Origin of the sequence: Serratia sp. BIGb0234 (assembly GCF_024809915.1) — a bacterium.
GTDB lineage: Bacteria > Pseudomonadota > Gammaproteobacteria > Enterobacterales > Enterobacteriaceae > Serratia > Serratia liquefaciens.
In genome coordinates, this window is the sequence record NZ_JANUEI010000002.1 from 477,270 (window position 1) to 502,167 (window position 24,898).

Below are 24,898 nucleotides of genomic sequence, written 5' to 3' on the forward strand. Positions count from 1 at the left end.
AAACCATGACGGTCTTCCATCGCCTGAACGTCGCCGCCATCGAGCGCGAAACGCCGGACGCCGTAGCTATCACTCTGCGCGTGCCCGAAGAGCTGAAAAGTCATTACTGCTACACCCCCGGCCAACATCTGACGCTAAAGGCGCAGGTGGACGGCGAAGAGCTGCGCCGCTGCTACTCCATCTGCAGCGCTCCTCAGGATGGGCTGCTGCAGATCGGCGTTAAAGCCATCCATCAGGGCCGCTTTTCCTCGTTCGTTAATCGGCTACTGAAAGTCGGCGACGCGCTGGAGGTGATGGTGCCGCAGGGCCGTTTCGGCTACCAGCCACAGGCGGAAAACAGCGGCAACTATCTGGCGATTGCCGCCGGTTCCGGCATCACGCCGATGCTGTCGATCATCAAAGCCACCCTGCAACTTGAACCAAACAGCAGCTTCACGCTGATTTACGGCAACCGCAGCAGCCGTTCGGTGATGTTCAAGGAGACGCTGTCCGATCTGAAAAACCGCTATCCACAACGTTTTCAGCCGCTGTATCTGTTCAGCCAGGAGAGCCTCGACAGCCCGCTGCTCAGTGGGCGCATCGACCGCGAGCGCCTGTTGGCGATCGGCGGCGCGCTGCTGGATTACCGCGACTATGACCATGCCTTTATCTGCGGCCCGCAAACCATGATGGACGACGCCCAAAGCGTGCTGGAACAGGCTGGCGTAGCCGCCGAGCGTATCCACAGCGAGCGCTTTAACACCAGCGGCGTGATCGCCCGCCCGGTCAACGACACCCCCCGCAACGCCACGCGAGTGGCGATTTTGCTCGACGGCCGCCGGTTGGATATCGAGGTAGGTTCGCAGGACGACAGCATTCTGGACGCGGCGCTGCGTCAGGGTGCCGATCTTCCCTATGCCTGCAAAGGCGGCGTGTGCGCCACCTGCAAGTGCCGGTTAAAGGCCGGTCAGGTGGACATGGCCGTCAACTACAGCCTGGAGCCGGATCAACTCGCGGCAGGCTACGTATTGAGCTGCCAGTCGTGGCCACGCGGTGACGGTGTGGTGCTGGACTTTGACGTATAGGAGCCGCCAATGGAAACCCCTTTGATCCTGCAACATCGCCAGGCGCGCGTGCTGACGCTGGAACTGCACCGTCCACAAGCGCGCAATGCCCTGAACACACCCTGCCTGGAGCAGCTGGTTTATTTACTGGAACAGGCCGATGCCGATACCGCCATTGGCGCAGTAGTGATCACCGGCACAACGCGTTTCTTTGCCGCCGGTGCCGATCTGCACGAACTGCAACGGCAGGACCTGCCCGCTACGCTGACGGATCGCCGCCCGCTGTTGTGGCAACGGCTGGCGCAGTTCAGTAAACCGCTGCTGGCGGCAGTGAACGGCTACGCGCTCGGCGCCGGCTGCGAGCTGGCGCTGGCCTGCGACATTGTCATTTGCGGCGAAAGCGCCCGCTTTGGCCTGCCGGAAATCACCCTCGGCCTGATGCCAGGGGCCGGCGGCACTCAGCGCTTGATTCGCTGCGTCGGCAAGTCCTTCGCCAGTCAGATGGTGCTGAGTGGCGAAGCCATTAACGCCTCGCGCGCATTGCAGTGCGGGTTGGTCAGTGAAGTGTGCGTCGACGCCCTGACGCTGGAACGCGCACAGCAGATCGCCGAACACATCAGCAGGCAGGCACCGCTGGCACTGCGCGCCGCCAAACAGGCGCTGAAACAGGCTGAGGAAACCGGCCTTAGCCAAGGGCTGCTCATCGAACGCCAGCAGTTTGCCACCCTGGCCGCCACCGACGATCGCCGCGAGGGCATCGCCGCCTTCTTCGAAAAACGTACGCCAAACTATCAGGGGCGCTGATTTATGGAAAACGCATTGATTCTCACCCACCTTGAAGCCGGGGTGCTGACGCTGACCCTCAATCGGCCAGACCGGCTCAATAGCTTCAACGACGAGATGCACCGCCAACTGAGCGAAGCCTTGACCCTCGCCGAGCGGGACGAAACCGTACGCTGCCTGCTGATCACCGGTGCGGGACGTGGCTTTTGCGCCGGGCAGGATCTGAACGATCGCAACGTCAGCGTCGAACAGCAGGCGCCGGATCTCGGCCTGTCGGTAGAGCGTTTTTACAATCCGCTGATCCGTCGTCTGACCGCCCTGCCAAAGCCGGTGGTGTGCGCCGTCAACGGTGTCGCTGCAGGGGCCGGCGCAGCGCTGGCGCTGGCCTGCGATATCGTGATCGCCGCCGATAACGCCAATTTTATTCAGTCTTTCTGCCGTCTGGGGCTGGTGCCGGACTCCGGCGGCAGCTGGTTCCTGCCCCGTTTGGCAGGCCACGCCCGCGCCATGGGCATGGCGCTGCTGGGAGATAAAGTCAGCGCACAACAGGCGCTGGCATGGGGCATGATCTGGCAGGTGGTAGCGGCGGACCAACTGGCCGCCACCAGCCAAACGCTGGCACAACACCTGGCCACCCAACCCACTTACGGGCTGGGGCTGATTAAAAAAGCCCTCTACAGCTCGGCGAACAATACCCTCGATCAGCAGCTCGATCTGGAACGCGACCTGCAGCGCCTCGGCGGCCGCAGCGACGACTACCGCGAAGGCGTCAGCGCCTTCTTCGCCAAACGCCCCCCTAATTTCAGCGGGAAATAATCATGAACCTGCCGAACGTCAACGCAAGGGTCGCCGTGATTGGTGCCGGCACCATGGGCATCGGTATCGCCCAGGTGGCGGCCGGGGCCGGGCATCCGGTGTGGCTGTTTGATATCGATGCCGCCGCCGCCCGGCAGGCACTCGATGCGTTAGGCCAACGCCTGCGCCAAAGGGTCGAGTCCGGCAAGGCCGACGCCGATGCCACCGAGGCCCTGCTGGGCCGTATTCAGCCGGTCGAGTCGCTTGACCAGTTGGCCGACAGCGCACTGGTGATAGAAGCAGTGGCGGAAAAACTGGCGATCAAACAGAGCCTGTTTCGTGAGCTGGAAGCGCTGTGTTCCCCCGCCGCACTGTTCGCCAGCAACACTTCATCGCTGTCGATTACTGCCATCGGCGGTGCACTGCACCATCCACAGCGCCTGGCCGGTTTGCACTTCTTCAACCCGGCCCCGGTGATGAAGCTAGTCGAGATCGTCAGCGGGTTGGACACCAGCGCCGAAATCGTTGCCGAACTGCAGGCGCTGACCCGGCAATGGGGCAAACAAAGCGTGCTGTGCCGTTCCACGCCCGGCTTTATCGTTAACCGCGTGGCACGACCTTTTTACGCCGAAACCCTGCGCGCGCTCGAAGAACAAGTTGCCGATGCCGCCACGCTGGATGCGGTAATGCGCGACGCAGGCGGCTTCGCCATGGGGCCACTGCAACTGACCGATATGATTGGTCAGGACATCAATTACGCCGTCACTGAATCAGTGTTTCAGGCCTTCTTCCAGGATCCGCGCTTCACGCCGTCTTTGGTGCAGCAGGAACGGGTGGCCGCCGGGCGTCTGGGCCGCAAAAGCGGATGCGGCTTTTATCGCTATGACAAACAAGCGCCACCTCAAATTGTCGCCGGGTTACCTGCATCCTCAGCTGAATTGCCGCACAGCATTAAGCTGCACGGCGACGCGGCAGGCGTCACTCTGCTGGCCGAGTTACTGGCAGGAAATGCGGAGGCGATCATACAACCCGGCCAGACCAGTGCTTTTGCCCAGATCGATGAAGTTACATTTATGTTAACAAATGGTAAAACAGCCAGCCAGGTCGCCGATGAAACCGGAACCCCCGTGGTGCTGTTTGATCTGTCTGCCCAGTATGCCCAGGCCTCCACCGTCGCCATCAGCTGCGCGGCGCAAAACGATGCCCGACACAACGCCACTGTGGTACGTCTGCTGCAATCCCTTGGCAAGAAAGTGATCCTGTTGCCGGACTACCCGGGCCTGCTGGTGATGCGCACCCTCGCCATGTTGGCGAATGAAGCGCTCGACGTGGTGAAAAAGGGCGTCGCCAGCGCCGCCGATACCGACCACGCCATGCGCTGCGGGGTTAACTACCCGCGCGGCCCGCTGGAATGGGGTGCGTCATTAGGCTGGCGACACATCCTGACCACGCTGGAAAATCTGCAACGCTTCTACGGCGAACCCCGCTATCGCCCGATGCCGTTGCTGCGCCACTACGCATCCCTTTCTTCAGGAGCCCAATGATGAATGCCAATACGCCCCACGCGCTGGCGCAACGCTGCGCCGAACAGATGTTTCAGCAGGACACCTGCGCCCAGGCGATGGGCATGCGGGTGGATGCCGTCGACGCCGGGTTCGCAAAAGTCAGCATGACCGTCGGGCCGCAGATGCTCAACGGCCACCAGACCTGCCACGGCGGGCAACTGTTCAGCCTGGCGGACACCGCTTTCGCCTACGCCTGCAACAGCCAGGGGCTGGCGGCGGTAGCGTCCGGCTGCAGCATAGACTTTATCCGCCCGGCGCTGGCAGGCGATCGCCTGACGGCCAGCGCCGAGATGCGCCATCAGGGCAAAACCACCGGTCTGTATGACGTGGAGATTGTCAATCAACTGGGCAAGACCGTCGCCTGGTTCCGCGGCCGCGCACATCGGCTCGGTCACGCCATTTTAGGGGAGCAAGCATGAACCAGGCTTTTATCTGCGACGGCGTCCGCACGCCGATTGGCCGTTACGGCGGCTCCCTGGCCAACGTCCGCGCCGATGACTTGGCCGCACTGCCGCTGCGTGCCCTGTTGGCCCGCCACTCGCAGGTGGACTGGTCGAGGGTTGACGACGTGATCCTCGGCTGCGCCAATCAGGCCGGGGAAGACAACCGCAATTTGGCCCGTATGGCAGCATTGCTGGCGGGCCTGCCGGTTAACGTTTCCGGTACCACCCTCAACCGCCTGTGCGGCTCGGGATTGGACGCGCTGGCGACGGCGGCCCGCAGCATCAAGGCCGGTGAAGCCGGTTTGGTATTGGCCGGCGGCGCAGAATCGATGACCCGGGCCCCGTTGGTGATGGGTAAGGCCGACAGCGCCTTCAGCCGTCAGACGCAGCTGTATGACACCACGCTCGGCTGGCGGTTTATCAACCCGCTGATGCAGGCGCAATACGGCACCGAATCCATGCCCGAAACCGCCGAAAACGTAGCGGAAAAATTCAACGTCAGCCGCGCCGATCAGGACGCCTTCGCTCTGCGCAGCCAGCAACGGGCCGCGCGAGCGCAAGCGTTGGGGATATTCGCGCAGGAGATCGTGCCGGTCAGCCTCAGCGGCAAAAAAGGCGCGGTCACCCTGTTTGACCAGGACGAACACCCGCGTGCAGATACGCGGCTGGAACAGCTGCAGGCGCTGAAAACCCCGTTCCGCCAACCTGGCACGGTGACCGCCGGTAACGCTTCCGGCCTGAACGACGGCGCAGCGGCGCTGATCGTCGCCTCGGAGGCAATGGCATTGAGTCAGGGGTTAACACCGCGTGCGCGCATCGTCGCGACGGCAACCTGCGGGGTCGAACCCGGTTTAATGGGCATAGGTCCGCTACCAGCCACCCGTAAAGTGCTGGAACTGGCCGGGCTGAGCCTGGCGCAAATGGATGTCATTGAACTGAACGAGGCTTTTGCCGCCCAGGCGCTGGCAGTATTGCGCCAGCTTGGGTTGCCTGACGACGCCCCGCAGGTGAACCCCAACGGCGGCGCGATTGCCCTTGGCCATCCGCTGGGCATGAGCGGCGCGCGTCTGGCGTTAGCTGCCCTGTTCGAACTGGAACGGCGTTCCGGCCGCTACGCGCTTTGCACCATGTGCATCGGCGTCGGCCAGGGCATCGCCATGATTATTGAGCGAGTCTGACCCCCGAGGCTAACTATGACAATGAATCCACAGCCACTCGACGCCATTGAGTTCGCCTCGCGCGATGAGATTGAGGCGCTGCAACTGGAGCGCCTTAAATGGACGCTGCACCACGCCTACAACAATGTGCCGATGTACCGACGCAAGTTCGATCAGGCGGGCGTCCATCCCGGCGATCTCAAACAGCTGAGCGATCTGGCTCGCTTCCCCTATACCACCAAGCAGGATCTGCGCGACAACTACCCGTTCGACACCTTCGCCGTGCCGATGGAACAGGTGGTGCGTATTCATGCCTCGTCAGGGACCACCGGCCGACCGACGGTGGTCGGCTACACCCAGCGGGATATCGATAATTGGGCCGATATCGTCGCGCGCAGCCTGCGTGCCGCCGGCGCTACCGCCAAAGACAAGGTGCACGTGGCATACGGCTATGGCCTGTTCACCGGCGGGCTGGGGGCTCACTACGGCGCGGAGCGACTCGGGGCGACGGTGATCCCGATGTCCGGAGGACAAACCGAAAGGCAGGCGCAGCTGATCCTGGATTTCAAACCCGATGTGATCATGGTGACACCGTCCTACTGCCTGACGCTGATCGACGAGCTGGAACGCAAAATGGGCGGCGACGCCCGTGGCTGCTCGCTGCGCCTCGGCGTCTTTGGTGCCGAACCCTGGACCGAAGCGCTGCGGCATGAAATTGAAAGCCGCATGGGCATCAAGGCGCTGGATATTTACGGCCTGTCCGAAGTGATGGGGCCGGGCGTGGCGATGGAATGCGCCGAAAGCGGCGGCGGCCCGACCATCTGGGAAGACCATTTCCTGCCGGAAATCATCTGTCCGGAAACCGGCGTGACGCTGCAGGACGGCCAACACGGCGAGCTGGTGTTTACCACGCTGACCAAAGAAGCGCTGCCGGTGATTCGCTACCGTACCCGCGACCTCACCCGCCTGCTGCCGGGCGACGCACGCCAGATGCGTCGCATGGGGAAAATTACCGGCCGTTCCGACGACATGCTGATCATCCGCGGCGTCAACGTGTTCCCGTCGCAGGTGGAAGAGCAAATCATGCAGTTCGAACAGCTGTCGCCACACTATCAGCTACAGGTCAGCCGCAGCGGGCACCTGGATACCCTGGCGGTGCGCGTTGAATTGAAGGAAGCGGCGCTCAGCCTCAGCCACCAGCAACGCTGTGAGATTTGCCACCAGTTACGCCACCATATCAAGTCGATTATCGGCGTCAGCACCGATGTCAGCATCGCCAACTGCGGCGATATCCCGCGTTCAGAAGGCAAAGCCCAGCGCGTGGTCGATCTGCGGCCTCGCTGATTGCCCCGGCGTCACGGATGACGCCCGAATGATTTGTGGTAATGTTGTGCTTCACCGTCGGCTAACCCATGGAAAAATATGGAACATAAACTGGATGAGTTTATCCGCCATGCTATAGAGGCTCAGCCGATCAGCGGCACCTCGCTGATTATCTCCCTCTACGGCGATGCGCTGAGCCACCGGGGCGGCGAAGTCTGGCTTGGCAGCCTGAGCGCGCTGCTGGAGGCCCTGGGTTTTGGTGACCGCTTCGTGCGCACCTCGGTATTTCGCCTGCAGAAAGAGGGCTGGCTGGAGGTTGAAAAAATCGGCCGTCGCAGCTTCTATCGGGTGACCGATCAGGGTATGCGTCAGTTCCGCCATGCCGAGTCGAAAATCTATCTCAGCGAACCGCCCGCCTGGGACGGGAAATGGGATTTGCTGTTGCTGGAAAGCGCGGAAAAGGAGGAGCGGGCACGGTTGAAAAAAGAGCTGGGTTGGCTGGGCTTCGGCCAAATAGCCAGCAATCTGATGGCGGCCCCCACCCACGCGCAAACCGACGTCACCGCCCTGCTCGGCGAACTTAACGCCAGCGAACAGGTGATCTACTTCCGCGCCGACTATCCCTATAACCGCTCGGAGAAAACCCTGCAACAGCTGGTGGCCAACTGCTGGGCGCTGGCTGACGTCGCTGCCGATTATCACGAATTTATCGTCTCTTTCCGCCCCCTGATGGCGCTGCTGCGCGAAGCCGATGAAGCGCTGCTGACGCCCCAGCGCTGTTTCCAGATTAAGCTATTATTGATCCACTTCTTCCGGCGCGTGGTGCTCAAAGATCCTCTGCTGCCGGACGCCCTGCTGCCGGCGCAGTGGGAAGGACAGATTGCCCGTAACCTGTGCATCAATATTTATCAGCGGGTAGACCGCGCAGCGACCGAGTATGTCAGCGCCATGGCCGAGACCACTATCGGCGCTCTGCCTGCCCCGGCAGCCTGCTATTATCGGCGCTTCGGCGGCCTGCCGCGCGACCCTACAGTATAAGGAAACTTTGCTATGCCCGTGTATCAGATTGACGGCCTGACGCCAGTGATCGATCCCAGCAGTTACGTACACCCTACCGCCGTACTGATTGGCGATGTGATCGTCGGCAAACGGGTTTATATCGGCCCCAACGCCAGCCTGCGCGGCGACTTTGGCCGGCTGGTGATTAGCGATGGTGCCAATATTCAGGACAACTGCGTGATGCACGGTTTTCCGCAGCAGGACACCGTGGTGGAGCAGGACGGGCACATCGGCCACGGCGCCATCTTGCACGGTTGCCGCATCCGCCGTAACGCCATGGTCGGCATGAACGCGGTGATCATGGACGGTGCAGAGATCGGCGAAAACACCATCGTCGGTGCCATGGCATTCGTCAAGGCCGCCGCAGTGATCGAGGCCAATAAGCTGGTGGTCGGCAGCCCGGCGCGGGTATTGCGTGACCTGACCGAACAGGAGTTGGCGTGGAAAGTCGCCGGTACGCGCGAATACCACGATCTGGTTGAACGCTGTAAATCCTCGCTGCAGGAGGTTGCGCCACTGACCGCCATTGAACCGGGCCGTCAACGCCTGAGCTTTGGCGACCACCTGATCCCGAAAAGCCAGCTTTAATCCTGTCGAAAACCGCTATTCAGACCAAAAGTGGTTTACAGTAAACACCCTGTTAACCCACTTTTATCTGGACCGGAATAGATGCCCAGAACGGCCAAAACGGTTGAAGTCCCCGCTATCGGCGAGCTTGATCGCCATGCGGGGCAGCTTAGCCTGCAACTTGCCCAGGCGCTGCGCGCTGCCATAGGCAAAGGCGAACTTAAACCGGGCGATCTGCTGCCCTCAACCCGCGTACTGGCGGGCGCATTACAGCTTGCCAGAGGAACGGTGCTGGCCGCCTTCGAGCAACTGACGGCGGAAGGATTTCTCGAAGCGCAGCCCGGGTCGGGTACTCGGGTGGCGTTGTCGCTCACCCGCCCGGTCCCCGCGCCGGTCAAATACCCGGACGCCGGCGATATGCCGCTTTCCGATCAGGCGCTGGCCCTGGAGCACTTTGCCGCCCAGTTGCGCCCTCTGCCACCGGTCCCCTTCACCGTCTCGGTACCGATCAACGATACCGCGCCCGACGACGTTTGGCGCAGGCTCGGCAACCGTATCCGCGCCAGAGGCCCCGGCGCCCCCGCCGGTTATGGCGAACCGCAGGGCGCATTGCCGCTGCGTGAGGCGATATGCGAATACGTTCGCAAGTCCCGTTCGGTGCACTGCACGCCGGAACAGGTGATCATCACCTCCGGTACACAGCAGGGGCTCTATCTCGCCACGCAGATTCTGCTGGATGCCGGTGAGACCGCCTGGGTTGAAGATCCCGCTTATCACGGCATTACCGCCATTTTTAACACCATATTCAGAGACCGGGAGATGGCCAGAGTGCCGGTGGACAGCGAAGGCATAGCGGTCGCCGCAGGCAGGAAAATCGCGCCGCAGGCCAGAGCCGCCTTTGTCACTCCCTCGCATCAGTACCCCTTGTGTATGCCCATGAGCATGTCGCGCCGGCTTGAGCTGCTGGCATGGGCCAAAGCGCAGCAGGCCTGGATCGTCGAAGACGATTACGACAGTGAAATGCGTTATTCCGGCCACCCGTTTCCTTCGTTGCAGGGGTTGGATCCGGCCAGGGTTATCTACCTGGGAACCTTCAGCAAGGTGCTGTTCCCTTCGCTGCGTCTGGGCTACGCCATCGTTCCTCAGCCCCTGGTGAATGCCTTCTGCGGTGCGCGAGTGCTGATGGATCGCCACCCCCCCAGTGCCGATCAATACGTTCTGGCCAGTTTTATGGCGCAGGGGCATCTGGATCGCCACATTCGTAAAATGCGCGGCGTGTATGCGGAAAAAAGGCGAGTGCTGACCGACGCCATCAACGCGCAGGTTTCTGCCGAGCTGGCCACTCTGCACCCCAGCGATCAGGGCATGCATATGCTGCTGTGGTTAAAAGCGGATTTGGACGATCGGCAGGTTGTCCGTAAAGCCGCCGAGGCCGGGGTAGCCGTCGGTGCACTTTCGCCGATGTATAGCCCCGGCAGCGGGAAAAACGGATTGATACTCGGGCTGGGAGGCTACACGGAACAGCAGATCCATCAGGCGGCCCAAAAGCTGAACCGGGTGCTGGTGGCCTTGGCTACGGGGTAAGGCAGGCCTTACCCCGTCTTATACTTACCGCGAAAAACGCTTCGCGCCGTATACGCAAACCAATACGCCGACCATTACCGCAATCATTGAAGGTTGAATGCTTTCATGCAGCACCAGCCCGGCCAGCGCCAGACCAAAAAACGGCTGCAGCAATTGCAGCTGTCCCACGGCGGCGATGCCCCCCTGCGCCAAACCGCGATACCAAAAGATAAAGCCAATCCACATGCTGAACAGCGAAATGTAGCCCAGAGAACACCAGGCGCCGACGCTGACCTGTGGCCAGGCTGGCGGGGCCGTCACCACGGCCGCCGCTGCCGTCAACGGCAAAGCCACCACCAGCGCCCAGGAGATCACCTGCCAGCCGCCAAGCTTGCGCGTCAGCACGGCGCCTTCCGCATAGCCCAGGCCACAAAGCAGCACCGCGGCCACCATCAGCAGATCGCCAAGCCAGGAGCCAGTCGCCCCCTGGCTTAACGCAAAAGCGCCAACCAGCAGGCTCCCCAACACCGAAAACAGCCAGAAAGCGGCTTTGGGCCGCTCACCGCCCCGCAGTACACCGAAGCAGGCGGTAGCCAGCGGCAACAGCCCGATATACACCAGCGCATGCGCCGAGGTGGTGTGCTGCAAGGCTAGCGCCGTGAGCAAAGGAAAACCGATCACCACCCCGAGCGCGGTGAGTGCCAACGGCGCCAGGTCGCGGCGCTGCGGCCAACGCTGGCGCATCAGCGTCAATGCACTCAGAGCCAGCAAGGCCGCTAGCACCGCGCGCATCGCGGTGAGAAACATGGGATCAAACTCTTGCACCGCCACGCGAGTGGCAGGCAAAGAACCGCTGAAAATCAACATGCCCAGAAAGCCGTTGATCCATCCCTGCGCCGAATGCCTGGCCACCGGCATACTGTTGCTACAGCCAATAAGGCGCCGTTTTTCTGTCCCACTGCTCATTGCAAACCACTCCATAACCCCAGAAAAGGCTTATTCTCCGGATAAAGTGGTTTATCACCAGAGCCACATATTCACATTTTCAGTGAACCGGTTTACTCCACGCTCGGTGTTTCCATTACCGCGGGTACGGGCTGATGACGGCTGTAGAAGAAGTAGATAGCCACCAACAGCAGGGTAAACGGAATGCCAAACCACAGCGTCATCCTGAAAAATTCGGTGAACGCCGTCGAGATCAGCAACGCGGCCATCAAACCGGCACCGGCCAGCGTGGTGTAAGGAAAGCCCCACATGCGAAATTTAAGGTGGGTTTGCCGGTGCTGACGGCGGAAAAACAGGTGCGTGACAAAAATCATCAGCCAGGTAAAGCAGGCACCGTACACCGAAATAGACATCATGGCGGCAAAGGATTTTTGCGGGTAGACCAGACTCAACACGATCGACACCACGATGCCGATGCAGGACATCGCCAGCGCGCTTACCGGGATGCCGCGTTTACTGACCCGGCCCAGCGCAGCCGGAGCTTGCCCAGCGCGTGACAGCGAGAACATCATGCGGGTGGTGATATACAGTTGACTGTTCATCGCCGACAGCGCGGCCACCAGAACGATAAAGTTGAAGATACCGGCGGCGGCAGGCAGGTGGATGACGTTCATCGCCACCAGGAACGGGCTTTCGCCGGTACCGGACTGCCGCCAGGGAACGATCGCCAGCATCAGCGCAATCGACAGCATGTAGAAAATGAACAGTCGTAAAATGGTGCCCTTGAACGCGGTTTTTACCGCAATTACCGGGTTCTTGGCCTCACCGGCGGCGACGGCGATCATCTCAATGCTCAGGTAGCTGAAAATCGACACGATCACCGCAAACCACATGCCTTTCACGCCAAACGGGAAGAAGCCACCGTTGGCAGTAAAGTTTTGCAGACCAAAGGCCGGGTTGGCAGAAAACATCAGAATACCGATGCCGATGGCGATAAAGGCGGCAATGGCCACCACCTTGATGGTCGACAGCGCATATTCCACCTGACCGAACGATTTAACGCCAATCACGTTAATCAGGATCACCGCCGCAGAGAACAACAGCACCCAGGGCCAAATTGGCGTGGTCGGGAACCAGAACTGCATATACATGCCGATGGCTGTCACCTCGGTCCCCACCGCCAATACCACGCAGGACCAGTAAGAATAACGCACCAGAAAACCAAACAGCGGGCTGATGTAAAATTCGGCATAGTCGCCAAACGAGCCCGGCGTCGGGTGTTCTGAGGTCATTTCCGCCAGGCATCCCATCAGTAATAACGCCACGATGCCGCCGATAAAATAGCTCAGCAATACGCTGGGCCCGGCCATCTGAATGGCATAGGCGCTGCCGAGAAACAGCCCGGTACCGATAGCGCCGCCGATCGCCAGCATCGACATCTGCCCGGCGGTGAGCTGTTTCTGCAACCCGCCTTGCCGCCGGGCGATTTCGTCAAAACCTTTTATCTGTTTCATAGCAGTCTCCTACCTTTTCATGCAGTGCGGGTGACGTCCAGAATGGCGGCAGTAACGTAGTCGACATTGTTTTGGTTCAGGCCCGGCAGGCACATGCGACCAGGCGCCACCAGATAGATGGCGTAATGTTGCCGCAGTCGTTCAAGCTGCTGGGGGTTCAGGCCGGTGTAGCTGAACATCCCTTTTTGGTCACGGATGCGACGGTAGTCCAGTTGCGATCCCCCCTGCTCCAAGCCGGCGGAAAGAATTTGACGCATCTGTTGAATGCGTTGACGCATGCCTGCCAGTTCGCTCTCCCACTGTTGACGCAAATCGGGGTCCGTCAGCAGGTTTTCCACAATCTGGCTGCCATGGGTCGGCGGGCAGGAGTAACTGCGGCGGATCAGCGTTTTTAATGCGCCTTTGACGTTCTCCGCACTCTCTGGGCCGGCGCAACGAACCGAAAGCCCACCCAGCCGTTGACCATAGAGGGCGACATTTTTCGAAAATGAGTTGGCGACCATAAATTCCAGATCCGTTTTCAGCGCCTCACGCAGGGCAAAGCAGTCTTCATCCAGCCCTTCGCCAAACCCTTGGTAGGCGATATCGAACAACGGCAACAGGCGACGGCGCTGCAGTACTTCGAGGGTGGCACGCCACTGTGCCTGGCTGAGATCGGTGCCGGTCGGGTTATGGCAGCAGGGGTGCAGCAGCACCACGCTGCCTTCCGGCAGACTGCCTAACGTATCCAGCATCGCGTCAAAGTGCAGCCCACCGTTGGCCTCATCGAAGTACGGATAGGTGTGCACCGTGAGCCCGGCCCCCTCAAAGATGGCCCAGTGATTGGCCCAAGTGGGATCAGAGACCCAGATGTCACGGCGCGACAGAAAGTGATGAATAAAATCCGCCGCCAGCTTCAGTGCACCGGAGCCGCCGACGGTTTGTACCGTAGCTATCGACGCTGTTGCCGCCTCGCCAAACAACAATGCCTGCACCTGTTGGGCAAACAGCGCTGAACCTTCGATTGGCGGATAGCCGTGCGGGCTGCGCCGCTCAAGCAGGCGCTGCTCCGCCGCCTCTACCGCCTGCATCAGCGGGATCCTGCCCTGCCGATCGTAATAAAGACCAATGCCCAGATTCACTTTCTGGCTATTTCCATCCTGTAAATAAGCTTCCATCAACGACATAATAGGATCGGCCGGCGAACGGCCAATGTGATTAAACATAGCGATTCCTTTATTCATTATTGAATGAATGAGCAGGTGGGAATTAAGTAATAGATAAATCAGACGGTGGCGCTAACGGTTATTTCTATTTTCATGCCGGGCACCACCAGTTTATCGACTATCACCGTTGAACGATTGGGATAAGGGAAGTTAAAGTATTTTTTATAAATTTCATCGAGTAATTTAACGTCATTGACATCGGTCAGATAAATAATGACCTGTAATACCTTATCGCTGTGGCTATTTGCCGCTTTCAGGGTTTGAGCCAAATTATCGAATGTCAGGGCGATCTGCTTTTCCGGCGCGCCGGTTTCAATACTGCCGTCGGCTCTGACCGGGCCATGGGCGGTGAACAACATGCCGCCGCCCTGAGTGGCCCAGGAGAAAGGTTGACCGATTTCCGGCAGGCCGGTGTCAATGATGGTGCGCATGGTTTATTTCCCCGTAGTGGTTAGCAGGTGAGTCAGGGCGCCATCCCAGGCGAACAAGGCATCCAGCACGTTATAATGGTTGGCGCCGGCGACGGCGACCAGGGTGACAGGCTGGCCTTTTTCCTTCAGCGCAGCGTAATAGTGCCTTGACTGACCAATCAATTCCGGCAGCTCATTGGCACCGTAAAACAGCGTCATCGGCTTGATACGCTGCGGAATATGCCGCACCGGACTCAGTTGGGTAATTTGTTGCTTGGTCAACTGCAGTCGTCGGTTAACGTAGGTGTTTAATAGCGGCTCCAGTTCGAAAATGCCGCTGATCGGTAAGGTCGCGTCGACCACCGGGTGATGCTGCCAGACGCTGGCCAGATGCCCGCCGGCAGAGTGGCCGCACAGGTACACTGGCGCCGGCTGACAGACGGAAAGCCGTTGTTGAATGGCGTCCAGCGCCGCACCGGTTTGCCGGCAAATATCGTCAAGCCGGGCCTCGGGCGCCAGCGTATATTCCACCAGCACGACGTCAAAACCTAACGACAACGGCACCTGCGCAATAAAAGCAAAATCATCCTTACGACAAAACTGCCAATAGCCACCATGAATAAATATTAAGGTCCCTTTACCCGGCTTGTCGGAATATAACCAGTCAAAAACTTCTCGCGGTGAATTTCCATAGGCAATATTGCACTCATTGCGAGTTTTTTGATAAACCGCCTGGCTGCGAATTTGAAATGAGTTGAGTATCTCATCTTCATTATCCACCGTGCTACCGTTGTCGTAACTCCCCGCAACAAGTTTCATATATTAAACTTCGTTTATTATTTAAGATATGCGTTAACTATTAGCAGTCGTCAAAATATTGTCAAGAGAGGCGTTACAGCAATGCGCGCCCGGTAATATAAATCTTTTTTCGCGCCAAATAAGTTTAACCAGTGAAACTTATTTGGCGTCAATACCTATTTTTATCGCGCCTGAATTTGCGCTAATTGGCTTAATTCCTGCCAGGCATAATCCCAGAAGGTGCGTACCTTGAGCGGCATGCGCTGCATGTTTTGCGCCACCAACTGCACCGGCATCGGCAAAGGTTCAAACGCCGGTAACAGGCGTACCAACGTCCCCGCGGCCAAATCGTCTGCCACCTGATACGACAATAGCCGGGCGATGCCCTTGCCCGCTCGCACCGCCAGTAACTGCGTTTCGACGTCATTGAGCAACAAGCGTGGCGTTAGCCTCACCCGCTCGCCATTCTCCTGCGGACCAAAGCGCCATTCGCGCAGCGATGCCCGCTGGGTACCCACGATGGTGTCATGCTCCGCCAGTTGCGCCGGCTCCTGCGGTTCGCCGCGCCGCGCCAGATAGTCCGGGCTGGCGACGGTCACCCGGGACACCTGCCCCAACCGGCGCGCCACCCGCGAAGAATCCTGCAAATGACCAATGCGCACCGCAACGTCCAGCCCCTCGTCAATCAAGTCCAGGTTGCGATCGTTGAGGACCATTTCAATCTGCATCTGCGGATACCGGTCAAGAAACGCCATCACCACCGGTGCCACATGCTTACGCCCGAACTGCACCGGCGAGGTAATACGCAATAATCCGGTGAGCTGAGTGTCCGCCGTGTCCAGCACCGCGGCCTGATAGTCAGTAAGCAGCAAGTGCGCACGCTCCGCCAACCGCAACCCTGCCTCTGTCGGCGCTAACCTTCGGGTGGTGCGTTCGACCAATCGGGCACCAAAGCACTGTTCCAGCGAAGCGATAGCCCGGGTGACGGCAGGTGCGGAGCGTCGCAGCTTGCGCCCCGCCGCCGCCAGACTGCCGTGTTGGACTACCGCCACAAAAATAGCCAATTCGTCCAGGCGATCCATAGACTGTTCCAAAAAGTGAAATTATCAATTTCTACATTGCCGGATTCCGCTCGCTGACTGCAAGAGTATGCTGGTAAAAATTCTTCAGGAGTCTGACCATGCACAAGCTCAAACTGTACGGCACCCCGCTTTCCGGCCACGTCCACCGCGTGGCATTACTGCTAAGCATGCTGGAGCTGCCCTACGAATTTATTGAATCCCCGGCCGAGGTTCGCCAAAGCGAAGCGTTTCGCCGCCTTAATCCTCTCGGCCAGATCCCGGTACTGGTGGACGGCGATTTAACGCTGGCCGACAGCAATGCCATTCTGGTTTATCTGGCGAAAAACTACGCGCCGGGCAGCCACTGGCTACCGGAGACGCCACTGGCGGCGGCGCAGGTGCAGGCGTGGTTGTCCAAAGCGGCCGGAGAAGTACGCTACGGTCCGGCGTCCTGCCGCCTGATCGCCCAATTTTCCGCACCGGAGGACGATAGGGTTGCGTTGGCGATTAGCGCACGTTTCTTGCCGCAGATGGAGCAGCATCTGAGCGACCGTGATTACCTGGCGACAGAGCAGCCCACCATCGCCGATCTGGCCTGCTACAGCTATGTGGCGGTGGCACCGGAGGGCGGTATCTCCCTGGCGCCCTATCCGGCCATCCGGCGCTGGGTGGCGCGCATCGCCGCACTGCCCGGTTTCTTTGCGATGCCCGCATTGCCGCACCCTGCGCAAAGGTAAATCCTATGACCCAGCCGATGTTTCACCCTGACGAACTGCGCGCCCAGGCATTGGCCGGTTTTGACCGCGTCGGCGGCAACATTTACACCAGCATGCCCGAGCAGCACCGCGAATTTTTCGCCGCGCTGCCTTACCTGTTCGTCGCCACCCTGGACGAGCAGGGCTGGCCGGTGGCCACGCTGTTCAATGGCCCCCCTGGATTTTTACGCACGCCGGACAGCAACCACCTGCGCATCAGCGCCCCGCGTCGCCAGGACGACCCGGCGCAGGCGGCCTTGCAAACCGGGAGTCTGGTGGGAGCGTTAGGGCTGGACTTCAGCAACCGCCGACGCAACCGAGCCAACGGGCACATTACGCGGACCGATAAAAACCGCCTGGAAATTGCCGTCAGTCAGAGCTTCGGCAATTGTCCGCAGTATATCCAGCAACGCGAGCTGTATCCGGTAGCCACCCATCCCGCGCCGATTGAGCATCTCGCGACGCTGGACGCGGCGGCACAGGCATTGATTCGCCAGGCGGATACCTGCTTCGTCGCCAGCTGCGCCCACAGCTCACTGGAACAAGGTGGCGTGGATATCTCACACCGGGGTGGCAAACCGGGATTTATCCATCTTCAGGATCGCAGCCTGTGGATACCGGATTTTCGCGGCAACCGCTATATGAACACGCTGGGGAACCTGCTGGCGGAACCCAGGGCTGCGCTGCTGTTTATCGATTTTGAGCGCGGTGATGTTCTGCACTTGCAGGGAGAAACGCAGATCCTCTGGCAGGCGCAAATCGGCCAGGGAGTCACGGGGGCGGAACGTTACTGGCGCTTCGATATCCGCAGCGCGTGGCGTTTTTCACAGGCCCTGCCGTGGCGCGGGCGCAATCTGACGTATTCGCCGGCCACGCTGAGCACCGGCGTGTGGTCACAGCCGGCATAAAAAACCCCGCAGAGGCGGGGTTAGCTAAATTTATACGCTGTGTTCCGCCGTCGCGGCGGCCTGATAAAGCTGGCGGAAATAACTCAGGCGTTCAAAGAACAAGCGGCTTTGCGCTTCGGACATATTGCCCGCCACCTTGCCGGCGTCGATCTCACGCCCCTGCCACTCCATCAGCGCAATGCTGGAAGCCAAAAAATCCATGTTGCTGCTGTAGGCCGCAAGGTGCCGACTCACTGAAGTCATCATGCTGCACGCTCCTTTCAGGGTCTTAGGGTCATTTCAAAAAGGGTCATATGCCTGCTGATTTCAGTATCGGCCTGAGCGCGGGCATTTTTTGTACAGAAGGTGCGAATGGCGATAAATTGATCGGTTGCCAAGGATCGGGCAAATGAAGGCGGAAAAATTTGCTAGGGTAAAGGGTAGCCGTTTGGGGTAGGTCAACCCGTGTTGAATTCTGAAAAAGGAAGATAACCGATGAGCACTAACTTCTCCGCCCGCCTGAAAGATCCCACGCTGTTCCGCGAAGCCAACTACATCGATGGACAGTGGTTGGCGGCCAAAGGCGACCAAACTATCAAGATCCACAACCCCGCCACCGGCGAGCTGGTCGGTCAGGTGCCGGCCTTGGGTGCCAAAGAAACCGCGCAGGCGATCGCCGCCGCCAAAAAAGCCCAGCCTGGTTGGCGCGCGCTGACGGCCAAAGAGCGTGCCGGCAAGCTGCGCAAACTGTTCGAACTGATGATGGAAAACCAGGAGGATCTGGCCATTATCATGACCGCCGAGCAAGGCAAGCCGTTGGCAGAAAGCCGGGGCGAAATTGCCTACGCCGCCTCCTTCATCGAGTGGTTCGCCGAAGAAGGCAAGCGGGTTTACGGCGACACCATCCCGCAGAATCTGTCCGGTCGCCGCATTATCGTGCAGAAAGAGCCGATTGGCGTTTTCGCCGCCATTACGCCGTGGAATTTCCCGGCGGCAATGATCACCCGCAAGGCCGGTCCCGGCTGGGCGGCGGGCTGTACCGGGGTGATCCGTCCCGCCAGTCAGACCCCCTTCTCGGCGTTGGCGCTCGCCGTGCTGGCCGAACGTGCAGGTTTACCGGCCGGCGTGTGCAATGTGATCACCGGCCCAAGCCAGGCTATCGGTGGCGAACTGACCGCCAACCCGGACGTACGCAAACTCTCCTTTACCGGCAGCACCGAAGTGGGTGCGCAACTGCTGGCGCAGTGTGCCCCGACCATCAAAAAAACCAGTATGGAACTGGGCGGCAATGCGCCGTTTATCGTGTTTGACGATGCCGATCTGGACGCCGCCGTCGCCGGTGCCGTCGCGTCCAAATATCGCAACGCCGGCCAGACCTGCGTTTGCACCAACCGCTTCCTGGTACAGGACGGTATTTACGACGCCTTTGCCGAAAAGCTGAAGGTGGCAGTGGCCAAGCTGAAAGTCGGTAATGGCATGGATGATGGTGTCACCATCGGCCCGTTGATTAATTCGGCCGCCGTGGAAAAAGTCAGCGAGCATATCGCCGACGCGGTGCAGCACGGCGCCTCAATACTGCTGGGCGGCAAGCCCCATGAGCTGGGCAATAACTTCTTTACGCCGACCATTCTGACCAACGTGCCGCGGCAGGCCAAAATCTTCCATGAAGAGACCTTTGGCCCGGTAGCGCCGCTGATCCGCTTCGACAGCGAAGCCGAAGCCATTGAATTGGCCAACGATACCCCTTTCGGTCTGGCTTCTTATTTCTACAGTCGCGACATTGGCCGGGTAATGCGGGTTGCCGAAGCGCTGGAATACGGCATCGTAGGCATCAATGAAGGGCTGATCTCCACCGAAGTGGCCCCCTTCGGCGGGGTTAAAAACTCCGGACTGGGGCGTGAAGGATCGAAGTACGGTATCGAAGATTATCTCGAGATAAAGTACCTGTGCCTGGGCGGGTTGGGGATCTAACCACCCGCTGCTTTTATGCGGCCCGCTCACGCGGGCCGGTAAAGCCTGATTACCTTTAGCAGCCGCTTAAACGAGGTCAACAATGGAGTTATCCCCTGCCGTTCCCATTCTTCGCATCTTTTCGGTTGAAAAGGCCCGGGAGTTTTATCTGGATTTTCTCGGTTTCACGTTGGATTGGGAGCACCGTTTCAGTGAAGATCTGCCGCTGTACATGCAGATCACGCGTTCCGGTCTGAGATTGCATCTCAGTGAGCACTATGGTGACAGCACGCCGGGTTCCGCAGTGTTTATTCCCACCGAGGATATCGACGCGCTGCACCAGGAGCTATCAGCCAGGCAGTACCGCTATGCCCGGCCAGGCGTTGAAACCCTCGACTGGGGGAAAGAGCTGAACCTCACCGACCCCTTTGGCAACCGGCTGCGTTTTTGCCAGCAAATCGGCGACGCCTGACCCTTTTGGCGGCTAGCCGTTCAGGGCAGGCTTGTGGTACTGCGCGTCGCTGACCTTCTCCATCCAGTCTACCGGGCTGCCGTTTAACGATTCGGCGATGGCGATGTGGGTCATGGCGGTGTCCGGCGTCGCACCGTGCCAGTGTTTGACGTCTTCCGGGATCCACACAATATCGCCCTGGTTCATTTCCTGGATCTCTTCACCCCACAGCTGGATCCAACCGCGCCCCTGAGTCACGATCAGCGTCTGGCCGAGCGGATGGGTGTGCCAGGCGGTACGGGCTCCGGGCTCAAAGGTCACGGTGGCGCCGCCCACGCGGGCCGGTTCGCTACCGGCAAAAGGCGCATCGATGCGAACTTTGCCGGTAAAGTACTCTTCTGGCCCCGGACGAGAAGGTTGGGAACCGCTGCGTTGAATTTTCACTTGTTTCTCCAGTTCGGCAAAGGCTGCCGACGTTAACATTGACAGGATAATTGTAGAGCGTGCGCGCCTTTTCGCCGGTCGGTGACGGCGGTTCAAAAGCTACCGCGGGCAACGGCCGCATCAACGTCCGACGTTTTGTTGCAAATGCGCCGGATAGCGATCGCCCTGAACCTCAATAACCGCGAGTGCCGCTTCAATGCTGCGCAGTTCTTCCGACGACAATGACAGCGACGCGGCCCCGAGGTTTTCCTGCAGGCGATGCTGTTTAGTGGTCCCCGGGATCGGCACAATCCAGGGTTGCTGTGCCAGCAGCCAGGCCAGCGCTATCTGTGCCGGGGTGACCCCTTTTTGCTGAGCTATCTGCCCCAGCACGTCCACCAGCCCCTGGTTGGCTCTGCGCGCCTGCTCGCTGAAACGCGGCACCACATTGCGGAAATCGCTGCTGTCGAAGGTGGTATTTTCGTTGATCGCCCCGGTGAGAAAACCTTTCCCCAACGGGCTGAAAGGAACAAACCCAATGCCTAACTCTTGCAGCGTCGGCAAGATTTCCTGCTCGGGCTCCCGCCACCACAGCGAATATTCACTTTGCAACGCCGTCACCGGCTGCACCGCATGGGCACGGCGCAGCGTCTGTGCCCCCGCCTCGGACAGGCCAAAGTGCTTCACCTTCCCTTCCTGGATCAGCGCCTTCACCGTACCGGCGACGTCTTCAATCGGCACATTGGGATCCACCCGGTGCTGATAAAGCAGATCGATCGTTTCGACGTTAAGACGCTTTAACGACCCTTCCACCGCCTGGCGGATATGTTCCGGCCGGCTGTTGAGCACCTGTTTGCCATCCGGCTGCGGCAGTTCGAAACCAAACTTGGTGGCTATTACCACCCGATCGCGTACCGGCGCCAGCGCCTCGCCCACCAGTGACTCATTGGTGAAGGGGCCATAAACTTCTGCGGTATCGAAAAAGGTCACGCCCTGATCCACAGCGGCTCGGATCAAGCCAATCGCCTGCTGTTTGTCGGTGGCCGGGCCATAGCCAAAGCTAAGCCCCATGCAGCCCAGTCCCAACGCTGATACCTCCAGCCCACTGTTACCCAGCTTACGTTTTTGCATTTTTCCTCCGATGTGTACGAATGGGTCACCGCTTGTGCGGGGCGACCAGGTGCGATCACTGTAAGAGGCAACCGGGCAAATAACTACGCGCTGAATATGCATGAGCTTATGAGCTCAATTCATAAACCCGCAAGGCGCTAAAAAAAAAGCACAAGGTATTCAATAAAAGCAGAATAATTAGAGTAACCTAGCCGCGCTTTGGGCGGCGCCGTCACATCCGTGCAACATCATCGAAACGGCTACGCCTGATTCAGCCCGTTTGGGCTTTATCTCTGACGAGAGCGTTTATTCAACGTCCAAAACTGTCCGCCTTATTTTTGATTGCCGCTGCCTTTTAGCCTTGGCAACAGGGGAATATGCCAGACACCGGGGATGGATTTTTGGGGAGAAACCGCGTGTTTTTTTGGATATGGCTTAATCTCTAAATCGGGGACTTTTCATTTTGGTAAGGATAATACTATGCAAAATAAAGCGTCATCATCGCCGCTCATCATCATCACGGCACTGTTCGCCGCGTTGAGTGGGCTCTATCTGCTGGGAGGCGGCATCTGGCTGGCCAAGCTCGGCGGTTCGCTGTACTACATCATCGCCGGCCTGGTACTGCTAATCACCGCCTGGTTACTGGTCCGCCGTCGTGCAACCGCTCTGTTGCTGTACGCGATCTTTTTACTCGGCACCACAATTTGGGCGCTGTGGGAAGTGGGGCCCGACTTCTGGGCACTGACGCCGCGTCTGGACGTCACCTTCTTCTTCGGCCTGTGGCTGGTACTGCCTTTTATCTATCGCAAGCTGCACGCCAGGGGCAAACTGGCCTACAGCGCGCTGAGCCTGGCGCTGGTCGTCACCGTGGTGGCGCTGGCCTATGCGGTGTTTAATGATCCACAAGAGATCAACGGCACCCTCGAACCTGCGCAGGTAAAAGTCGAACCTCAGGCGTCAGACGCCGACTGGCCGGCCTATGGACGCACCCAGGAAGGCACGCGTTACTCTCCACTGAGCCAAATCAATGATAAGAACGTCGGCAAACTCAAGGAAGCCTGGACTTTCCAGACCGGCGACCTGAAAACCGCCAACGATCCGGGGGAAATCACCAACGAAGTGACCCCGATTAAAATCCGCGACACGCTCTATCTGTGCACCCCGCACCAGAAGCTGTTCGCACTGGATGCCGCCACTGGCAAGCAAAAGTGGCAGTTCGATCCTCAGTTGAAATTTAACCCGACCTTCCAGCACATCACCTGCCGTGGCGTTTCGTATCATGAAACGCCTGCCGCCACAGGTGCAGCCGCAGATGCCTCCCCGGCGCTGTGCGCACGACGCATTATCCTGCCGGTGAATGACGGTCGTTTGTTCGCTCTGGATGCCGATAGCGGCAAGCCTTGCGCCGACTTCGCCAATAACGGCGAGCTCAACCTGCAAAGCAATATGCCGTATGCGACGCCGGGCCATTATGAGCCAACGTCGCCGCCGGTGATCACCGACAAGGTGATTGTGATAGCCGGTGCAGTGACCGACAACTACTCCAACCGCGAGCCTTCGGGCGTGATCCGCGGGTTTGACGTCAACAGCGGCAAGCTGCTGTGGGCCTTCGATCCGGGCGCGAAAGATCCGAACACCATTCCGGCGGACGAGCACCACTTCACCCCGAACTCCCCTAACTCCTGGGCCCCTTCAGCCTACGATGCCAAGCTGGATATCGTTTACCTGCCGATGGGCGTCACCACGCCGGACATCTGGGGTGGCGATCGCACGCCGGAAATGGAGCGTTATGCCAGCGGCCTGCTGGCGCTGAACGCCACCACCGGCAAACTGGTCTGGTTCTATCAGACGGTGCACCATGACCTGTGGGATATGGACGTACCGGCACAGCCGACGCTGGCGGACATTACCGATAAAAACGGTAACAAGGTGCCGGTGATTTATGTGCCGACCAAAACCGGTAACATTTTCGTTCTGAACCGCACCAATGGCGAGTTGGTGGTTCCGGCGCCGGAAAAACCGGTTCCTCAGGGGCCAGCCAAGGGCGACCGTCTGTCACCGACCCAGCCTTTCTCTGAACTGACTTTCCGTCCAGAGAAAAAGCTGACCGGCGCGGACATGTGGGGTGCCACCATTTATGACCAACTGGTTTGCCGGGTGATGTTCCACAGCCTGCGTTACGAAGGCACCTTCACGCCGCCTTCCGAGCAGGGCACGCTGGTGTTCCCGGGTAACCTGGGCATGTTCGAATGGGGTGGTCTGTCTGTAGATACCGACCGTCAGGTGGCTATCGCCAACCCTATCGCCTTGCCGTTTGTTTCCAAACTGATCCCACGCGGTCCGGGCAACCCGATCGAGCCTGACGAAAATGACAAAGGCGGATCCGGCACCGAGTCCGGCGTTCAACCGCAGTATGGCGTGCCGTTCGGCGTAACGCTGAATCCGTTCCTGTCGCCGTTTGGCCTGCCGTGCAAACAGCCGGCCTGGGGCTATATTTCCGCCGTGGACTTGAAAACCAACGACATCGTGTGGAAAAAACGTATCGGTACCGTACGCGACAGTTCTCCGCTGCCGTTACCGTTCAAAATGGGCATGCCGATGTTGGGCGGGCCGGTGTCCACCGCCGGTAACGTCTTCTTCATTGGCGCAACCGCGGACAACTATCTGCGCGCCTTCAGCGTGACCAACGGTGAAAAACTGTGGGAAGCGCGGCTGCCGGCCGGTGGCCAGGCAACGCCAATGACCTATGAGGTCAACGGCAAGCAGTACGTGGTGATTTCCGCCGGCGGTCATGGTTCGTTCGGCACCAAGCTGGGTGACTATATTGTCGCTTACGCCTTGCCAGACGAGAAATAATCGCAGAGGATAGTCTTGTCACAGAGCACGCCGGATGGCGTGCTCTGTCACTTTAAAACCACAGTAAAAGCTTTCCCACCGCCCATCCTCATCCTGCAATAAAATTTCACGCCAACTATTGATAATGATTATCATTCGCAATATTATATCTGCGTTGGCCCCGGCAGTGGCCGACAATCATCTTCATATCGCAAGCAGTAACCGGCGGCCGCCTTCGGGCGGCCCTATTTGGAGG

24 protein-coding genes are annotated in these 24,898 nt (G+C 59.4%); 15 read left to right on the forward strand and 9 right to left on the reverse strand.

What is annotated here, in order from left to right:
* Nucleotides 1-5 precede the first annotated feature (5 nt).
* From paaE to M2407_RS09340, 10 genes are all read left to right on the forward strand, one after another.
* Nucleotides 6-1,064, forward strand: coding sequence for a 1,2-phenylacetyl-CoA epoxidase subunit PaaE (gene paaE / locus M2407_RS09295; protein ID WP_046373205.1), 1,059 nt, complete (start codon nucleotides 6-8; stop codon nucleotides 1,062-1,064).
* 9 nt (nucleotides 1,065-1,073) lie between these two features.
* Entirely contained in the window at nucleotides 1,074-1,847 is a 774-nt protein-coding gene (gene paaF / locus M2407_RS09300; protein ID WP_020827600.1) for a 2,3-dehydroadipyl-CoA hydratase PaaF, read from the forward strand.
* Nucleotides 1,848-1,850: 3 nt separating this feature from the next.
* Nucleotides 1,851-2,642, forward strand: coding sequence for a 2-(1,2-epoxy-1,2-dihydrophenyl)acetyl-CoA isomerase PaaG (gene paaG / locus M2407_RS09305; protein ID WP_020827601.1), 792 nt, complete (start codon nucleotides 1,851-1,853; stop codon nucleotides 2,640-2,642).
* 2 nt (nucleotides 2,643-2,644) lie between these two features.
* Nucleotides 2,645-4,165, forward strand: coding sequence for a 3-hydroxyacyl-CoA dehydrogenase (locus M2407_RS09310; RefSeq protein ID WP_259217746.1), 1,521 nt, complete (start codon nucleotides 2,645-2,647; stop codon nucleotides 4,163-4,165).
* A complete protein-coding gene (paaI, locus tag M2407_RS09315) occupies nucleotides 4,165-4,605 on the forward strand; it encodes a hydroxyphenylacetyl-CoA thioesterase PaaI (RefSeq protein ID WP_129940991.1) in 441 nt (146 codons plus the stop codon). The genes M2407_RS09310 and paaI overlap by 1 nt, the downstream gene beginning before the upstream one ends.
* Nucleotides 4,602-5,807: a 3-oxoadipyl-CoA thiolase gene (gene pcaF, locus M2407_RS09320; protein ID WP_259217749.1), complete on the forward strand. Its 1,206-nt coding sequence runs from the start codon at nucleotides 4,602-4,604 to the stop codon at nucleotides 5,805-5,807. The genes paaI and pcaF overlap by 4 nt, the downstream gene beginning before the upstream one ends.
* Before the next feature lie 15 nt (nucleotides 5,808-5,822).
* The gene (gene paaK, locus M2407_RS09325) at nucleotides 5,823-7,130 is read left to right on the forward strand and encodes a phenylacetate--CoA ligase PaaK (protein WP_046373201.1); all 1,308 of its coding nucleotides are present in this window, start codon (nucleotides 5,823-5,825) and stop codon (nucleotides 7,128-7,130) included.
* Between the two features lie 78 nt (nucleotides 7,131-7,208).
* Complete coding sequence (gene paaX, locus M2407_RS09330; protein WP_046373200.1) at nucleotides 7,209-8,147, forward strand: phenylacetic acid degradation operon negative regulatory protein PaaX; 939 nt, start codon at nucleotides 7,209-7,211, stop codon at nucleotides 8,145-8,147.
* A 12-nt stretch (nucleotides 8,148-8,159) separates the two neighbouring features.
* On the forward strand, nucleotides 8,160-8,756 hold the full coding sequence (gene paaY, locus M2407_RS09335) for a phenylacetic acid degradation protein PaaY (protein ID WP_020827607.1): 597 nt from the start codon (nucleotides 8,160-8,162) through the stop codon (nucleotides 8,754-8,756).
* An 81-nt stretch (nucleotides 8,757-8,837) separates the two neighbouring features.
* On the forward strand, nucleotides 8,838-10,319 hold the full coding sequence (locus tag M2407_RS09340) for a PLP-dependent aminotransferase family protein (protein WP_046373199.1): 1,482 nt from the start codon (nucleotides 8,838-8,840) through the stop codon (nucleotides 10,317-10,319).
* Between the two features lie 24 nt (nucleotides 10,320-10,343).
* Here the strand turns inward: M2407_RS09340 and M2407_RS09345 are convergent, their stop codons facing one another.
* The 6 genes from M2407_RS09345 to M2407_RS09370 form a co-directional block, all read right to left on the reverse strand.
* Nucleotides 10,344-11,216, reverse strand: a complete 873-nt coding sequence (locus tag M2407_RS09345) for a DMT family transporter (protein WP_046375019.1) — start codon at nucleotides 11,214-11,216, stop codon at nucleotides 10,344-10,346.
* 140 nt (nucleotides 11,217-11,356) lie between these two features.
* On the reverse strand, nucleotides 11,357-12,757 hold the full coding sequence (locus tag M2407_RS09350) for an amino acid permease (RefSeq protein ID WP_020827610.1): 1,401 nt from the start codon (nucleotides 12,755-12,757) through the stop codon (nucleotides 11,357-11,359).
* A 17-nt stretch (nucleotides 12,758-12,774) separates the two neighbouring features.
* A complete protein-coding gene (locus M2407_RS09355) occupies nucleotides 12,775-13,962 on the reverse strand; it encodes an amino acid aminotransferase (protein WP_046373198.1) in 1,188 nt (395 codons plus the stop codon).
* A 59-nt stretch (nucleotides 13,963-14,021) separates the two neighbouring features.
* Nucleotides 14,022-14,393 (reverse strand): RidA family protein, encoded by a 372-nt coding sequence (locus M2407_RS09360; protein WP_020827612.1) that lies wholly within the window; start codon nucleotides 14,391-14,393, stop codon nucleotides 14,022-14,024.
* A 3-nt stretch (nucleotides 14,394-14,396) separates the two neighbouring features.
* A complete protein-coding gene (locus M2407_RS09365; RefSeq protein ID WP_046373197.1) occupies nucleotides 14,397-15,191 on the reverse strand; it encodes an alpha/beta hydrolase in 795 nt (264 codons plus the stop codon).
* 161 nt (nucleotides 15,192-15,352) lie between these two features.
* Complete coding sequence (locus tag M2407_RS09370) at nucleotides 15,353-16,252, reverse strand: LysR family transcriptional regulator (protein ID WP_259217756.1); 900 nt, start codon at nucleotides 16,250-16,252, stop codon at nucleotides 15,353-15,355.
* 98 nt (nucleotides 16,253-16,350) lie between these two features.
* Between M2407_RS09370 and M2407_RS09375 the strand changes: the two genes are divergently transcribed.
* The gene (locus M2407_RS09375) at nucleotides 16,351-16,968 is read left to right on the forward strand and encodes a glutathione S-transferase (protein ID WP_046373195.1); all 618 of its coding nucleotides are present in this window, start codon (nucleotides 16,351-16,353) and stop codon (nucleotides 16,966-16,968) included.
* Between the two features lie 5 nt (nucleotides 16,969-16,973).
* Nucleotides 16,974-17,894, forward strand: a complete 921-nt coding sequence (locus tag M2407_RS09380) for a pyridoxamine 5'-phosphate oxidase family protein (RefSeq protein ID WP_046373194.1) — start codon at nucleotides 16,974-16,976, stop codon at nucleotides 17,892-17,894.
* Nucleotides 17,895-17,924: 30 nt separating this feature from the next.
* On the opposite strand, the gene M2407_RS09385 is transcribed toward M2407_RS09380, so the two are convergent.
* Nucleotides 17,925-18,140 carry a glycogen synthase gene (locus M2407_RS09385; RefSeq protein ID WP_020827617.1) on the reverse strand — a complete coding sequence of 72 codons (216 nt, stop codon included), beginning with the start codon at nucleotides 18,138-18,140 and terminating at the stop codon, nucleotides 17,925-17,927.
* A 228-nt stretch (nucleotides 18,141-18,368) separates the two neighbouring features.
* Between M2407_RS09385 and gabD the strand changes: the two genes are divergently transcribed.
* Together gabD and M2407_RS09395 are read left to right on the forward strand one after the other, a co-directional pair.
* Nucleotides 18,369-19,844: an NADP-dependent succinate-semialdehyde dehydrogenase gene (gene gabD, locus M2407_RS09390; protein ID WP_142814943.1), complete on the forward strand. Its 1,476-nt coding sequence runs from the start codon at nucleotides 18,369-18,371 to the stop codon at nucleotides 19,842-19,844.
* 82 nt (nucleotides 19,845-19,926) lie between these two features.
* Nucleotides 19,927-20,295: a glyoxalase superfamily protein gene (locus M2407_RS09395; RefSeq protein WP_020827619.1), complete on the forward strand. Its 369-nt coding sequence runs from the start codon at nucleotides 19,927-19,929 to the stop codon at nucleotides 20,293-20,295.
* 12 nt (nucleotides 20,296-20,307) lie between these two features.
* Here M2407_RS09395 and M2407_RS09400 read toward each other — a convergent pair whose 3' ends face one another.
* Both M2407_RS09400 and M2407_RS09405 read right to left on the reverse strand, forming a co-directional pair.
* Entirely contained in the window at nucleotides 20,308-20,718 is a 411-nt protein-coding gene (locus M2407_RS09400) for a cupin domain-containing protein (protein WP_046375018.1), read from the reverse strand.
* Between the two features lie 120 nt (nucleotides 20,719-20,838).
* Nucleotides 20,839-21,828 (reverse strand): aldo/keto reductase, encoded by a 990-nt coding sequence (locus M2407_RS09405; RefSeq protein WP_046373192.1) that lies wholly within the window; start codon nucleotides 21,826-21,828, stop codon nucleotides 20,839-20,841.
* A gap of 459 nt (nucleotides 21,829-22,287) precedes the next feature.
* On the opposite strand from M2407_RS09405, the gene M2407_RS09410 reads away from it, so the two are divergent.
* Nucleotides 22,288-24,663 (forward strand): glucose/quinate/shikimate family membrane-bound PQQ-dependent dehydrogenase, encoded by a 2,376-nt coding sequence (locus M2407_RS09410; RefSeq protein ID WP_259217761.1) that lies wholly within the window; start codon nucleotides 22,288-22,290, stop codon nucleotides 24,661-24,663.
* Nucleotides 24,664-24,898 lie beyond the last annotated feature (235 nt).